12 protein-coding genes are annotated in these 13218 nt (G+C 69.4%); 6 read left to right on the forward strand and 6 right to left on the reverse strand.

All coding sequences use genetic code 11. From position 1 onward, the window contains the following. Positions 1-19: 19 nt before the first annotated feature. Both V8246_RS07510 and V8246_RS07515 read right to left on the reverse strand, forming a co-directional pair. Positions 20-2209 (reverse strand): xanthine dehydrogenase family protein molybdopterin-binding subunit, encoded by a 2190-nt coding sequence (locus V8246_RS07510; protein ID WP_336188614.1) that lies wholly within the window; start codon positions 2207-2209, stop codon positions 20-22. A gap of 55 nt (positions 2210-2264) precedes the next feature. Further along, a complete protein-coding gene (locus tag V8246_RS07515) occupies positions 2265-2720 on the reverse strand; it encodes a (2Fe-2S)-binding protein (protein ID WP_336188615.1) in 456 nt (151 codons plus the stop codon). 169 nt (positions 2721-2889) lie between these two features. Between V8246_RS07515 and V8246_RS07520 the strand changes: the two genes are divergently transcribed. Further along, positions 2890-3852 (forward strand): XdhC family protein, encoded by a 963-nt coding sequence (locus V8246_RS07520; protein WP_336188616.1) that lies wholly within the window; start codon positions 2890-2892, stop codon positions 3850-3852. Further along, positions 3849-4451: a nucleotidyltransferase family protein gene (locus V8246_RS07525; RefSeq protein ID WP_336188617.1), complete on the forward strand. Its 603-nt coding sequence runs from the start codon at positions 3849-3851 to the stop codon at positions 4449-4451. The genes V8246_RS07520 and V8246_RS07525 overlap by 4 nt, the downstream gene beginning before the upstream one ends. A gap of 44 nt (positions 4452-4495) precedes the next feature. Here V8246_RS07525 and V8246_RS07530 read toward each other — a convergent pair whose 3' ends face one another. The 4 genes from V8246_RS07530 to V8246_RS07545 form a co-directional block, all read right to left on the reverse strand. Beyond that, positions 4496-5806: an ABC transporter permease gene (locus tag V8246_RS07530; RefSeq protein ID WP_336188618.1), complete on the reverse strand. Its 1311-nt coding sequence runs from the start codon at positions 5804-5806 to the stop codon at positions 4496-4498. 13 nt (positions 5807-5819) lie between these two features. Beyond that, positions 5820-6980: an FtsX-like permease family protein gene (locus V8246_RS07535; RefSeq protein WP_336188619.1), complete on the reverse strand. Its 1161-nt coding sequence runs from the start codon at positions 6978-6980 to the stop codon at positions 5820-5822. A gap of 13 nt (positions 6981-6993) precedes the next feature. Beyond that, the gene (locus tag V8246_RS07540) at positions 6994-7686 is read right to left on the reverse strand and encodes an ABC transporter ATP-binding protein (protein WP_162111121.1); all 693 of its coding nucleotides are present in this window, start codon (positions 7684-7686) and stop codon (positions 6994-6996) included. Between the two features lie 198 nt (positions 7687-7884). Continuing rightward, a complete protein-coding gene (locus V8246_RS07545; protein ID WP_336188620.1) occupies positions 7885-9126 on the reverse strand; it encodes an efflux RND transporter periplasmic adaptor subunit in 1242 nt (413 codons plus the stop codon). Positions 9127-9377: 251 nt separating this feature from the next. Between V8246_RS07545 and V8246_RS07550 the strand changes: the two genes are divergently transcribed. From V8246_RS07550 to V8246_RS07565, 4 genes are all read left to right on the forward strand, one after another. Then, entirely contained in the window at positions 9378-10304 is a 927-nt protein-coding gene (locus tag V8246_RS07550; protein ID WP_336189068.1) for an ABC transporter ATP-binding protein, read from the forward strand. Further along, the gene (locus V8246_RS07555) at positions 10304-11062 is read left to right on the forward strand and encodes an ABC transporter permease (RefSeq protein WP_336188621.1); all 759 of its coding nucleotides are present in this window, start codon (positions 10304-10306) and stop codon (positions 11060-11062) included. The genes V8246_RS07550 and V8246_RS07555 overlap by 1 nt, the downstream gene beginning before the upstream one ends. Positions 11063-11088: 26 nt before the next feature. Beyond that, positions 11089-12279: a sensor histidine kinase gene (locus V8246_RS07560; protein ID WP_336188622.1), complete on the forward strand. Its 1191-nt coding sequence runs from the start codon at positions 11089-11091 to the stop codon at positions 12277-12279. A gap of 202 nt (positions 12280-12481) precedes the next feature. Then, positions 12482-13084, forward strand: a complete 603-nt coding sequence (locus tag V8246_RS07565) for a response regulator transcription factor (RefSeq protein ID WP_245125677.1) — start codon at positions 12482-12484, stop codon at positions 13082-13084. Positions 13085-13218 lie beyond the last annotated feature (134 nt).

Below are 13218 nucleotides of genomic sequence, written 5' to 3' on the forward strand. Positions count from 1 at the left end.
AGGATGCGCATGGCGGGCCTCAGGCGGTCGGCGTCGAAGAGATGGACGTCGGCAGACGCAGCGGCAGTTCGCGCAGGCGCTGGCCGGTCAGGGCGAATACCGCGTTAGCCACCGCGGGCGCGATCGGCGGCGTGCCGGGTTCGCCCACGCCGCCCATGCGCTCGGTGCTGGGCACGATGTGCACCTCCACCTTCGGCATCTCGTTCATCCGCAACACCGGGTAGTCGTGGAAATTGGATTCCTGCACCTGGCCTTCGCGGAGGGTGAGCGTCGAATGCAGTGCGGCGCTCAGGCCGTACACGATGCCGGACTCCATCTGCGCCTGTACGCCCGCCGGATTGACGGCCACGCCGCAATCGATGGCGCACACCACGCGGTGCACGCGGATCCTTCCCTCCTCGATCGACACTTCCGCGGCCTGCGCCACGTAACTGCCGAACGATTCGTGCACGGCGATGCCGTGGCCGCGGCCCTGCGCCGGCGGCGTGCCCCAGCCGAACTTCTCGGCGGCCAGGTTCAGCGCCGCGAGATGGCGCGGATGGTCCTTCAGCAGTCTGCGCCGGTACTCCACCGGGTCCTGGCCCGCCGCGTGCGCCAGTTCGTCGACGAAACCTTCCATCACGAAGCCGTTGACGCTGTGACCCACCGAGCGCCACCACAACACGGGGATGCTGGTCTTCGGCGAATGCAGGTCCACGCGGTGCGCCGGCGTGCCCAGGACGTACGGCGAATTGGCCACGCCCTCGGTCGAGGTGGCGTCGATGCCGTCCTTGACCATCATCGCTTCCATGAAGGTGCCGGCCATGATCGACTGGCCCACCATCACCTGATGCCAGGCCATCGGCAGGCCGTCCTCGCCCAGGCCGACCTTGACCCTCTCGACGAACGCCGAGCGGTAGTACCCGCCACGGGTGTCGTCCTCGCGCGTCCATACCGTTTTGACCGGCGCCTTGGCGGCCTTGGCGACCTCGACCGCTTCGGAGACCACGTCCGACGACGGCGTGGCGCGCCGACCGAACCCCCCCCCGAGGAACGGCGTGTGGATGCGGATCTTCTCCGGCGGAATGCCGAGGATGCGCGCGGCGCTGTTCTGGTCCAGGGTGGGGAACTGCGTGCCGCACCAGATGTCGCACTCGCCGTCGCCGATCTGCACCGTGCAGTTCAGCGGCTCCATCGCCGCATGGGCGAGGTAGGGCACCGCGTACTCGGCCTCGACGGTCTTGGCGGCCTTGCCGAGTGCGGTCGTCACGTCACCGGCGCGCACTGCGGTCGGTCCCTCTTCGGTGGCCAGCTGCGAGAACTGCTGCCGCAGCGCGGTGCTGTCCAGCTTGGCGCCGTCGCCCGCTTCCCACACCACCTGCAGCGCGTCGCGACCGAGCTTGGCCGCCCAGTAGTGATCCGCGATCACCGCCACGCCGCTGGGCACCTGCACCACGTTGCGAACGCCGGCCACGGCGCGCGCCTTGGTGGCGTCGAAGGATTTGACCGTACCGCCGAACACCGGCGAACGCATCACGACCGCGGTGAGCAGGCCTTCGAACTGCACGTCCATGCCGAACCTGGCCTTGCCGGTGATCTTCTCCGGCGTATCCAGCCGCTTGGTCGGCTTGCCGATCAGCTTCCAGTCCTTCGGGTCGCGCAGCTTTAGCGTATCGAGTGCTGGCGGGGTCTGCTGGCCGGCGTCGTTGGCGAGTTCGCCGTAGCGCAGGCGCGTGGTGCCGGACACCACCGCACCGTTCTCGGTGCGCAATTGATCCACGGGAACCTTCAGCCGCGCGGCCGCCGCCTGCAGCAGCATCGCCCGCGCGGTCGCACCGGCTTGCCGGTAGCGGTCGAACTCGGACCAGGTGGTGGTCGAGCCGCCGGTGCCCTGCATGCCGAACACCGGACTGGTGTAGGCCTTGTCCGCCGCACCGTGTTCGACGCGGATCTTCGACCAGTCGGCATCCAGTTCTTCGGCGATCAGCATCGGCAGCGTGGTCCAGATGCCCTGGCCCATCTCGGCATGCGCGAGCTGCACGGTGATGGTGTCGTCCGCCGCGATGCTGAGGAACGCGTTCGGCACGAAGGTCGTGGGCGCCGCCGTGGCCTCCTGGGCCAAGGCGAAGCGGCGCGCGCCGGGCACGAGGAAGCCGATCACCAGGCCGCCACCGGCCAGTGCGGTGGCGCGCAGGAAGTCGCGGCGCGGGGAAGAAGTTTCGAGGTTCACGGAACAGCCTCCGTCGAACGAGGGGGAAGGCGGCGACCCGCGTCGCCGCACCGGTTCACGCCTTGCCGATGTCGGCCGCGCGATGCACCGCGGCGCGGATGCGCTGGTACGTGCCGCAGCGGCACAGGTTGCCGGACAGCGCCTGGTCGATGTCGGTGTCGGTCGGTGCAGGCACCTTCGCCAGCAACGCCGCGGCCGACATGATCTGGCCGGACTGGCAGTAGCCGCACTGGACCACGTCCAGTTCCGCCCAGGCTTTCTGCACCGGATGCGAGCCGTCGGCCGACAGGCCTTCGATGGTGGTGATCTTCTTGCCGGCGACGGCCGACGCGGGCGTGACGCAGGCGCGCAAGGGGGCGCCGTCGACATGCACCGTGCAGGCGCCACACTGGGCGATGCCGCAGCCGAACTTGGTGCCGGTCAGGCCCATCAGGTCGCGCAGGACCCAGAGCAGCGGCATGTCGTCCGGCGCGTCGACTTCGCGCTCGGCCCCGTTGACGTTCAACTTCATGGCGTCTCCTGGCGTCGGCGTGGGACCGGGCGACGATACTCCGCGCCCGCGTTGCATGCCAGTGAAGGTATGGGTCGATGTTTGCACGATCCTGCAGGATGCTTGCCCGATGCCCCGACGGGCGCGCCGGGCGTTGCCTTCGCCCCGCGGCTTGCGCCATCGTGGTGCCATGACCGCATCCGCTCATGTGCTGCTCGCGTCCGCCCACGCCGGTGAGGACACCGATGGCCGTGCACTGGCCGTCGTCATGGCCACCGAAGGTTCGACGTATGTCCGTGCGGGGGCCATGGCGCTGTTCGGTCCGGACCAGACGCAGGTGGGTTGGCTGAGCGGCGGCTGCCTGGAGCCGGAGATCGCCAGGCGTGCGCGGCATGCCGCCGCCGTGGGTGCCGCGGGTGCGATGGAGATCGACACCCGTGACGATGAGGACCTGTTCGCCGGCTCCGCTGTCGGGTGTCGCGGCGGTCTGCGGCTGGTGCTGCTGCCGCTGGATCGCATGCCCGGCTGGGCAACGGCCGTGCAGGCGTGGTGGGCGGGCCGCGGCGCGCTGACGTTGAGCTTGTCGGCCGATGGCGACGTACACGTGCGGGTGGGCGAGGTGAGCCTGCACTGGACGCTGGCGCGCCATGCCGAGGCACCGACGGTCAGTCTGGCCGGCGATGTCAGCGTGCCACCTCCCGCGCGCGTGGCGATCTTCGGTGCGGGACCGGAAACCCCGTCGCTGGTGCAGGGGCTGCGCACGCTGGGCTGGCATGTCAGCGTGGTGGAGCGGCGCGCGCGTTGGATTCCGGATACCGACATCGCCGACGCGTGGCTGATGCAGGCGCCAGACGAGGCGCTGCGCGCACTGCAGCCCGCGCCCGATGCCGCCCTGGTCATGCACCACCACTTCGAACACGACCGCGAGGCGCTGGAGGCGCTGGCGCATACCCGCATCCCGTTCATCGGCCTGCTGGGGCCGGTGCGTCGCCGCGAGGACCTGTTGCGCGTACTGCCAGCGCCGACGCATGCGCTGCTGGTGCCGCGCCTGCGCTCGCCCGTGGGGCTCAGGTTGGGCGGGCAAGGCCCCGAGGCCATCGCGCTGAGCATCGCCGCCCAGTTGCAGGCCTGGCGGCACGGCGAAACGCCATGACCGTGCCGCATGTCGCGGTGGTACTGGCGGCGGGGGGCAGCACGCGCCTGGGCCGGCCGAAGCAATTGCTGACGCGCGACGGCGAGACGCTGGTGCACCGTGCCGCGCGGCTGGCGTTGGCAACTGGCGCCGCACGCGTGCGGGTGATCGTCGGTGCGCAGGCGGACGACGTCGTGGCTGCGGTGCGCGACCTGCCGGTCGAGTGCCTGGGCAACCCGCGATGGAACGAGGGCTTGGCGGGAAGCGTGCGCGTCGCCGTGGATGCGCTCGCTGCGCATGATTACGCGACGCTGCTGCTGACGTGCGACCAGCCGGCGCTCCAGGTCACGCATCTCCAGGCACTGTTGGAAGCCGCGCGCCATGCGCCATCGGATTGTGCCGCCACGCGTTTCGGCGATCGCGTGGGGGTGCCTGCTGTCGTGGCGCCGACGATGCTGCGCGCCGCACGGGACTTACAGGGAGATCGCGGTCTGCGCGATGTGCTGAATGCCGCTGGTGCCGGCGTCATCGCCTGCGATGCGCCGGATCTCGGTGTCGACATCGACACGCCGGAAGACATCGCCGTCGCGGTGGCGAAGGGGTGGCTGGATCCACCCTGACGAATGAAGGGCGCCGGCATGGCCGGCGCCCGTCGTGAAGGCCTTCAGATCGCGCGCAGGGCCTGGGTGATCGGCAGGCGCGCCGCACGCAGGGCCGGGAACAGGCCGCCGACCAGGCCGATGCCGAGGGCCCACTTCAATCCGCTCCACAACAGTCCGGGCGTGACCTTGAACTGGAACACCACCTGGCTGAAGTTGCTGCCCAGCGTGGCCACGCTGTAGCCGTTGAACACCACCCAGGCGATCAGGCCGCCCAGCAGGCCGCCCAGCAAGGCCAGCAGCATGGTCTCCAGCATCACCGCCATCACCACCGGCAGGCCGCGGAAGCCGATCGCACGCATGGTGGCGATCTCGCGCGCACGGCCGGCGACGGCGGCGTACATGGTGTTGAGCGCACCGAACACCGCGCCGATGGCCATGATGGCGCCGATCACCGTGCCCAGCACCTTGATCAGCGTGGTGAGGCCGGTGGACTGCTTGGTGTAGTAGTCGCGCGTGGTCAGCACGTCCAGCTTCAGGCGCGGGTCGTTCTCCATCGCCGTCTTGAACTGCTCGAACCCCGGCTTGCCGGCCGTGCGCACGGTGACCGACTGGTACGCGCGGCGGTCATAGGCCGACGACAGCGTATCGATGTCGGTCCACAGTTCCGAGTCGTGCGCGTCGCCGGCGGCGAACACGCCGACCACGGTCCAGTCCTGGTTGCCCAGGCGCAGTGTCTTGCCGATCTCCAGACCGCGGTACTGGCCCTTGGCACCCTGGCCGACCACGATCTCGCGCACACCGATGTTGAACTTGCGGCCTTCGATCAGTTTGATGTGCGGACGGATCGCCCACGCCGCCCCGCTGACGCCGCGGAACTGCGCATTGGCGTCTTCGCCGCTGCCGGCGGTCGGCAGGTTGACGATCTGCGACAGTTCCGGCGAGAGCAGGGCGCGGCCGTCCTTGTCCTTGGCGATGCCGGCCAGCGTCGAGATCAGCGGCACCTGGTCGCGGGTGATGACCGAATTGGTCTCCGCCTGCGAACCGCCACGCAGCACGATGGCGGTGTCGTCGCTGCCGGTCTGCTTGAGCGTGGCCGAAAAGCCTTCGCCCATCGCCAGCATCGCCACCAGCACGCCGACCACGCCGGCGATGCCGACCACGATCACCGACGAGGCGCCCCAGCGCTGCGGCAGGCTGGCGATGCCGATCCTGGCCGCTTCCAGCGACAGCCGGCCACTGCGGGTGAGGAACAGCCACAGCGCCAGCAGCACCGCCAGGCCGGCGACGACGAACCACGGCGACATGATCCAGGCCACCAGACCCACGACCAGCAGCACGATGGAGATGAGATTGCCCAACCATTGCTTTTTCATATCGTGTCTCCTCTCAGCGGCCGGCCAGGGCGTCGACGATCTTCAGGCGCATCGCCCGCGTCGCTGGCAGCGCGCCGACGATCAGGCCGATGGCGACCATCAGCGACAGCCCCAACGCCCAGGTCTGTGCGGGAATGGTGGGCAGGGCGATCATGCCGTTGCTGGCGCCGCTGACCACCGGAATCATCACCGACGCCAGGCCCATGCCCAGCACGCCGCCCAGCACGATCAGCAGCACCGACTCCACCAGCACCAGCACCAGCACGGTGCCGTTGGTGAAGCCCAGCGTCTTCAGTACCGCCAGTTCCGGGACGCGCTCGCGCACCGCCTGCGCCATGGTGTTGCCGGTCAGCAGCAGCAGGGTGAAGAACACCGCCGCCATGATCGCGGTGACGATCAGGCCGATGTCGGCGAACTGCTTGGCGAAGGACTGGTTGAACGCCTGCTCGGTCTGGGTCTTGGTCTCGTGCGCCGAATTCTCCGAGATCGCGTCGATGGCCTTCGCCACGCGGGTGGCGTGGTTCACGTTGTCCAGCTTCACCATGTACCAGCCGACCTGGCCGTTGACGTACTGGTTGGCTTCATCGAAGTACTTCCAGTGGAAGATCAACTGGTTCTCCTCGCCCTTGCGCTTGGAATCGGCCAGCTTGAACGTGCCGCGCAGCGTCAGCGGCCAGGCATTGCTGCCGTCCTTCTGCGGGAAGATCGTCGCCTGCAGCGGGATGGTGTCGCCGACCTTCCAGCCGAAACGCTTGGCCAGGTTCTCGCCGACGATGGCGCCGGTGCGGTCGGCCTCCCAGGCCTTCACCTGCGCGGGATCGACGATGTACTCCGGGTACATGTCCAGGTAGCCCGGGCCGACGGAGAAATTGGGGAAGAAGTTCTTCGGGTCCTTGTAGATGCCGCCGAACCAGGCCGCGTACGTGGCCTTCTTCACGCCGGGCGTGGATTCGATGCGCGTCAGCAGGCTGTACGGCAGCATCTGCGTGATCGACAGGCGCGAGGCCACCACCAGGCGATCCGCGCCGGCGACGCTGCCGCCGGAGTTGAACGCCACGCGCACCGAATCCAGCAGGCCGAACAGCAGGAACGCCGCGACCACCGACAGCAGTGTCAGCAGCGTCCGCGTCTTGCTGCGGAACAGCGCCGACCAGATCAACGAGAAATATTTCATGTCCGCCTCCGGGTCAGTGCGCGGCGGCCGGGGCGTCGACCAGTTCGCCCTTGTCCAGGTGGATGGTGTGGGTGGCGTACTCGGCCGCCTTCGGGTCGTGCGTGACCATGATGATGGTCTTGCCGTGCTCGCGGTTGAGCATCTTCAGCAGGTTGAGGATCTCTTCGGCCGAATGGCGGTCCAGGTCGCCGGTGGGTTCGTCGCAGATCAGGAAGGTCGGGTCGGAGACGATGGCGCGGGCGATCGCCACGCGCTGCTGCTGGCCGCCGGACAGTTCGTTGGGACGGTGCGACTTGCGGTCGGCCAGGCCCACCAGCTGCAGCGCGATCTCCGCGTTGCGCTTGCGCTGCGCCGCGCCCAGCTTGGTCAACAGCAGCGGCAGCTCGACGTTGCGCTGCGCCGTCAGCGTAGGCATCAGGTTGTAGAACTGGAACACGAAGCCGACGTTCGTGCTGCGCCAGTGCGCCAGCTGGCCGTCGTTCATGCGGTCGATGCGCTGGCCTTCGATCTCGATCTCGCCGCCGGTGGGAGTGTCCAGGCCGCCGATCAGGTTCAGCAGGGTGGTCTTGCCCGAACCGGACGGACCCATCAGCGCGACGAAATCGCCGTGCGGAATGTCCAGGTCGATGCCATGCAGCACCTGCACCTTCTCGGGGCCGCGCTGGTAGGTCTTGGTGACGTTGCGGATGGAAACCAGGGAAGACATCGGCAGGATCCTTGTAGGAGACGGAAAGGCGAACGGCGATGCTGCGGTTCAAACAGGGCGGATCCCGTCCTCGAAGGACACGGGGCGCCCGTGGGACGACGGAGGGCGTCGCCCGGGATCGACAGGCGCCGGTGGAACGGCGCCCGGTATTCGGTGGTTCGCCGCCGCGAGGACATCCTCACGCGGCGCCTTGCAGGCTTACTCGGTGTCTTCGGCCAGCACGACCTTGGCACCGCTCTTCAGTTCGGCGGGCGGGTCCAGGACGACGGTCTCGCCCGCGTCCAGTCCCTCGGTGACGTGCACGTCATCGCCCAGCTTGCCGGCGACCTTCAGCGCGCGCTGCTGCACGGTGTCCTCGTCGCCGACGACGAAGGCCACCTGCGCGCCATCGCGCTCGACCACGGCGGCGCCCGGCGCGCGCACGCCCTTGGGCTGCGCGGCCTGCTGTGGCCTGGCCGCTTCCAGGAAGCTCACCCGCACGCCCATGTCCGGCACGATGCGCGGATCCTTCACCGCCAGTGCCACGCGCACCTTCACCGTGGCCTTGCTGCGGTCGGCGGTGGGGATGATGGCGATCACCTCGCCGGGGATCTGCCAGTCGGGATAGGCGTTCAGCGTGGCCTGGATCGGCATCTTCGGCTGCACGCGGCCGATGAAGGACTCGTTGACCTCCACTTCCACCTCCAGCGAGTCCATGTCGACGATGGTGCCGATGCCGGTGCGGGTGAACCCGCCGGTGGCCAGCGGCGAGACGATCTCGCCCGGCTGCGCGGCCTTGGCGATCACCACGCCGGCGAAGGGCGCGCGGACGATGGTGTTGTCCACGCCATTGTCGGAGATGGCCAGGCTGCGGCTGGCCACGGTGACGTTGCGCTGCGCGGCCTGCAGCTGCGCACGCAGGGCATCGCGCGCGGCGACCGCCTGGTCATACTGCGAGCGGGCGACCAGCTGCTGCTGCACCAGCGAGGACAGGCGTCGGGCATTCGCCTCGGCCTCGGTCAGCTGCGCCTGCACGTTCGCCACCTGCGAGCGCGCGGCCTCGACCTGCGCCTGCGACAGCGCACGGCTGGCGTCGGCATCCACCGGGTCGAGCGTGGCCATCACCTGGCCGGCTTCCACCTTCATGCCTTCCTCGATCAGCACCTCGCGCACCTTGCCGGTGATCTTGGCCGACACCGTGGCCATGCGCCGCGCGACCACGTAGCCGGAGGCGTCCAGCACCGAGGCGGCCGCGCCGCCGTCGCCCATCGCCACCGTCGGCGCGGTGCGTACTTCGATCGGCTTCTCGCGCCCGAACAACGCCCAGCCGGCCGCGGCCAGCGCCAGCAGTGCGGCGACCACACCCAGTGCGATCCACAGGCCGCGGCGCGACGTGGGCTCGGGCGGCGGTGCCTTGCGATCGATGCGGAGCTCCTTCAGCAGGTCGGCAGAGGTGTTCATGCGTATCCAGACGGTGAATGCGGGGAAGTGTGACCAGCAAGGGTAACGGAAGCCTAGTTGCCGGAAGTCACTTCATGCAGGAACCGGCCGGTCCGGGACGGCAGCGGGCCGGGATGGTGGGCATCATCGAGGGTCCGGCGCGCGCATCCCAGTGACACCTGTCACCTGATTCGCCTGAGGGGCGCCACTGATCACGGGCGGGGCGACGGCGCAGGCTGTGTCCATCTTCCGACAAGGCCCCTGGCATGGACATGGCGACCCTCTCTTCCCCCGCACTGGCCCGGTTGCGGGGCGTGCGCCACCGGTATGGCCGTGTGCTGGCGCTCGATGGCCTGGATCTGGCGCTGCCTGCCGGTCAGGTGCTGGCGCTGCTCGGCCCCAACGGCGCCGGCAAGACCACCGCGATCGGCCTGCTGCTGGGCCTGCAGCGTCCGCAGGCGGGACAGGCGGACCTGTTCGGCCTGCCGCCGCAGGACCTGGCTGCGCGCCGCCGCATCGGCGTGATGCTGCAGACGGCGGCCGTGCCGGACACACTGAAGGTGCGCGAGCTGATCGACCTCACGCGCAGCTACTACCCGCGCCCACGCAGCGTCGCCGACTGCATGGCATTGGCCGGGCTGGACGGGCTGATGGACCGCCGTTACGGCCAGCTGTCCGGCGGGCAGCAGCGGCGCGTGCAGTTCGCGCTGGCCCTCTGCGGCCGTCCCGAGCTGCTGTTCCTCGACGAACCCACCACCGGCCTGGACATCGATGCGCGGCAGACGCTGTGGAAGGCGATCCGCGAACTGGGTGCGCAGGGCTACGCGGTGCTGTTGACCACGCATTACCTGGAAGAAGCCGAAGCGCTGGCCGACCGCGTCGTCGTGGTCAACCACGGGCGTGTCGTCGCCGAAGGCACGGTGGCGCAGATCCGCGCGCATGTCGCCCAGCGGCGCATCCGCTGCAGCACCACCTTGCCGGCGGCGCTGGTGCAGGGCTGGCCGGGCGTGCAGCTGGCCCAGCATGACGGCGAGCGCCTGGACCTTGTCGTCGACATCGCCGAGCCCATTGTCCGCCGCCTGCTGGCCGAAGACCCCGCGCTCACCGAGCTGGAAGTGCAGCGCGCCGGCCTGGCCGACGCCTTCCTCGCGCTGACCCGCGACGCCGACGCCCCCGACCTGCACAAGGAAGCCGCCTGATGGACACCCCTGTCCCGCTGCCGTTCTCCTCCACGCGCGCCTACCTGCTGGAAGCGCGCTACGAATTCCTCCGCCTGTTGCGCACGCCCTCGTTCTCGCTGCCATGCCTGCTGTTCCCGCCGGTGTTCTACCTGCTGTTCGGGGTGCTGCTGGGCGGCAAGGGCGGACCGGTCGCGGCGCAGTACCTGCTGGCCGGTTATGGCGTGTTCGGTGTGATCGGCGTGGCGCTGTTCGGCTTCGGCGTGACCGTCGCGCTGGATCGCGAACAGGGCCTGCTGACGCTCAAGCGTGCGCAGCCGATGCCGCCGGGTGCGTACCTGGTCGCGAAGATGGCGATGGCGCTGCTGTTCGCCGCGATCATCCTGTTGCTGCTCGCCGCGCTGGCGGCCGGTGTGGCGCACGTGCGACTGTCGGCCGCGCAGTGGGGCGCCTGGGCGGCGACCTGCCTGATCGGTGTGCTGCCCTTCAGCGCGCTGGGGCTGTGGCTGGGCACGCTGGTCGGCGGTCGCGGCGCGCCGGCGCTGATCAACCTGGTCTACCTGCCAATGGCGTTCCTGTCGGGGCTGTGGGTGCCGCTGACGATGCTGCCCAAGCTCCTGCAGACGCTGGCGCCGGCATGGCCGGCGTATCATCTGGCGCAGGTCGCGCAGCAGGCCGTCGGTGTCGGTGCCGGGCGTCCGCTGGGGCTGCACCTGGCCGTGCTGGCCGCCATCACCGCGGTGTTCTTCGTGCTGGCGCGCCGCCGCCTGGTGCAGTGACCGGACCGCCGAGCAAGGAGCCCCCGATGAACCTGTCTTCCTCTCCGCTGCTGCGTCGGCTGACCCGCCTGCGCGACGCCCTGGTGCCGGAGGCGCTGGGTTTGGGCTGGATGCCCCTCTTCCTGCTGGGCTACCTGGTGTTCCTGTTCATGCCGGTGCTGGTGCCGTCCGGGAGCGACTGGGGCAGCAACCTGCAGTGGCACCTGTGGCCCACGCTGGCGTCGATCGCAGCGTTCCTGCCGATGTATTTCCTGGCCTACCGCGGCAGTGCGATGACGCGGGTGCTGTGCACGCTGGGCATCGCCGCGCTCGGCTGCGGGCTGATGGCGTACAACGCCTTCTCCAACACCTACATCATCTACGCGGCGGCGTTCGTGGCGCTGCTGCCGGGCGCCCTGTGGGTGCGGCTGGCGGTGCTGGCGGCGCTGCTGGGGGCCTATCACGGCCTGTCGATGTGGCTGGGGTTCCCGGTGTTCGTGCCGGTGCTGACCGCGATCATCTCGGTGGCCGTATTCACCGGCAACTACTTCCAGTCGGAGACCGTGCGCAAGCGCGCCGAGCTGAAGCTCTCGCACGAGGAAGTGCGCCGGCTGGCCGCGCTGGCCGAACGCGAACGCATCGGCCGCGACCTGCACGACCTGCTCGGCCACACGCTGTCGCTGGTGGCGCTGAAGTCCGACCTGGCCGGGCGCCTGATCGACCGCGATCCGCAGGCCGCCCGCAACGAGATCAACGAAGTCAGCCGTGTGGCCCGCGATGCGCTGGCGCAGGTGCGGCGTGCGGTGACCGGCATCCGCGCGGCCGGCCTGGCCGCCGAGCTCGCCTCCGCGCGCCTGCTGCTGGAATCGGACGGCGTCACCCTGCGCTACGACGCGCAGGAAGTCGCGCTGCCCGCCGACCTGGAAACCGTGCTCGCCCTGAGCCTGCGCGAGGCGGTGACCAACATCCAGCGCCATGCGCGCGCCACGCTCGCCGAGGTCGCCTTGTCGTCCACGCCCGGACACGTCGCCCTGCGCATCCGCGACAACGGCGTCGGTAGCGCTGCCGTGCCCGGCAATGGCCTGGCCGGCATGCGCGAGCGCGTCGAATCGCGCGGTGGCCGCCTGCGCATCGATTCCACCCTGCGCCAGGGCACCTGCGTGGAGATCATGCTGCCGTTGCCGTCGGGGGGCGATGTCGTGACGGCACCAGAGAAAGCCCCTGTAGGAGCGACGTAAGTCGCGACTGCAAGGCCGGACGCATCCTCATCTCGACATACGTGCGCGGATGCAGGCCGCCTCGCTCGCTTCTATGGCTGCGCCACCCGTGCGGTCGCGACTTACCGGTGCAGACTTGCCTGCACCACTCCTGCAATGGGCAGTCCACTTCACGAGCGTGATTTGCTAGCGTGTCGCCCCACCTTCCCACCCTGACGATCCGATGATCCGCGTCCTGCTTGCCGAAGACCAGGCCATGGTGCGTGGCGCACTCACCGCGCTGCTGGGCATGGAAAGCGACATCGAGGTGGTTGGCAGCGCGGCCGACGGCGAGACCGCCTGGCGCGAACTGCAGCGGCTCAAGCCCGACCTGCTGGTTACCGATATCGAGATGCCCGGCCTGAGTGGCCTGGAGCTCGCGCAGCGCATCCAGCGGCACGAGCTGCCGTGCAAGGTGGTCATCGTCACCACCTTCGCCCGCAGCGGGTTCCTGCGCCGCGCGCTGGAGGCCGGCGTGTCCGGCTATCTGCTGAAGGACGCGCCCGCCGAGGATCTGGCCGAGGCGCTGCGCAAGGTGCACCGCGGCGGTCGCGCGATCGATCCGCAACTCGCACTGGAAGCCTGGTCCGACGCCGATCCGCTCAACGACCGCGAACGCCAGGTGCTGCGGCTGGCCGGCGAGGGCCAGTCCGCCGGCGACATCGCCCGGCAGCTCAATCTTTCGCAGGGCACCGTGCGCAATTATCTGTCCGAAGCCATCGGCAAGCTCGGCGTGGGCAACCGCATCGAAGCCTACCGGCTGGCGCGGCAGCGCGGGTGGTTGTAATCACGTAGTCGTGCCTTTCTGTAGGAGCGACGTCAGTCGCGACCGCAGACCCGAGACTGCGCAGCCTCCCCATCCGACAGGCAACAATCGTTGCGTGTCCACTATCCGATGATCCGGGACTACAGGAGCGCTGA

Source organism: Pseudoxanthomonas sp. F11 (assembly GCF_037046485.1).
GTDB lineage: Bacteria > Pseudomonadota > Gammaproteobacteria > Xanthomonadales > Xanthomonadaceae > Pseudoxanthomonas_A.

What these genes read in the sequence shown, in the direction of transcription:
- V8246_RS07515 (WP_336188615.1), bottom strand. Translation starts at nt 2,720, where the DNA reads ATGAAGTTGAACGTCAACGGGGCCGAGCGCGAAGTCGACGCGCCGGAC.
- V8246_RS07520 (WP_336188616.1), top strand. Translation starts at nt 2,890, where the DNA reads ATGACCGCATCCGCTCATGTGCTGCTCGCGTCCGCCCACGCCGGTGAG.
- V8246_RS07525 (WP_336188617.1), top strand. Translation starts at nt 3,849, where the DNA reads ATGACCGTGCCGCATGTCGCGGTGGTACTGGCGGCGGGGGGCAGCACG.
- V8246_RS07530 (WP_336188618.1), bottom strand. Translation starts at nt 5,806, where the DNA reads ATGAAAAAGCAATGGTTGGGCAATCTCATCTCCATCGTGCTGCTGGTC.
- V8246_RS07535 (WP_336188619.1), bottom strand. Translation starts at nt 6,980, where the DNA reads ATGAAATATTTCTCGTTGATCTGGTCGGCGCTGTTCCGCAGCAAGACG.
- V8246_RS07540 (WP_162111121.1), bottom strand. Translation starts at nt 7,686, where the DNA reads ATGTCTTCCCTGGTTTCCATCCGCAACGTCACCAAGACCTACCAGCGC.
- V8246_RS07545 (WP_336188620.1), bottom strand. Translation starts at nt 9,126, where the DNA reads ATGAACACCTCTGCCGACCTGCTGAAGGAGCTCCGCATCGATCGCAAG.
- V8246_RS07550 (WP_336189068.1), top strand. Translation starts at nt 9,378, where the DNA reads ATGGCGACCCTCTCTTCCCCCGCACTGGCCCGGTTGCGGGGCGTGCGC.
- V8246_RS07555 (WP_336188621.1), top strand. Translation starts at nt 10,304, where the DNA reads ATGGACACCCCTGTCCCGCTGCCGTTCTCCTCCACGCGCGCCTACCTG.
- V8246_RS07560 (WP_336188622.1), top strand. Translation starts at nt 11,089, where the DNA reads ATGAACCTGTCTTCCTCTCCGCTGCTGCGTCGGCTGACCCGCCTGCGC.
- V8246_RS07565 (WP_245125677.1), top strand. Translation starts at nt 12,482, where the DNA reads ATGATCCGCGTCCTGCTTGCCGAAGACCAGGCCATGGTGCGTGGCGCA.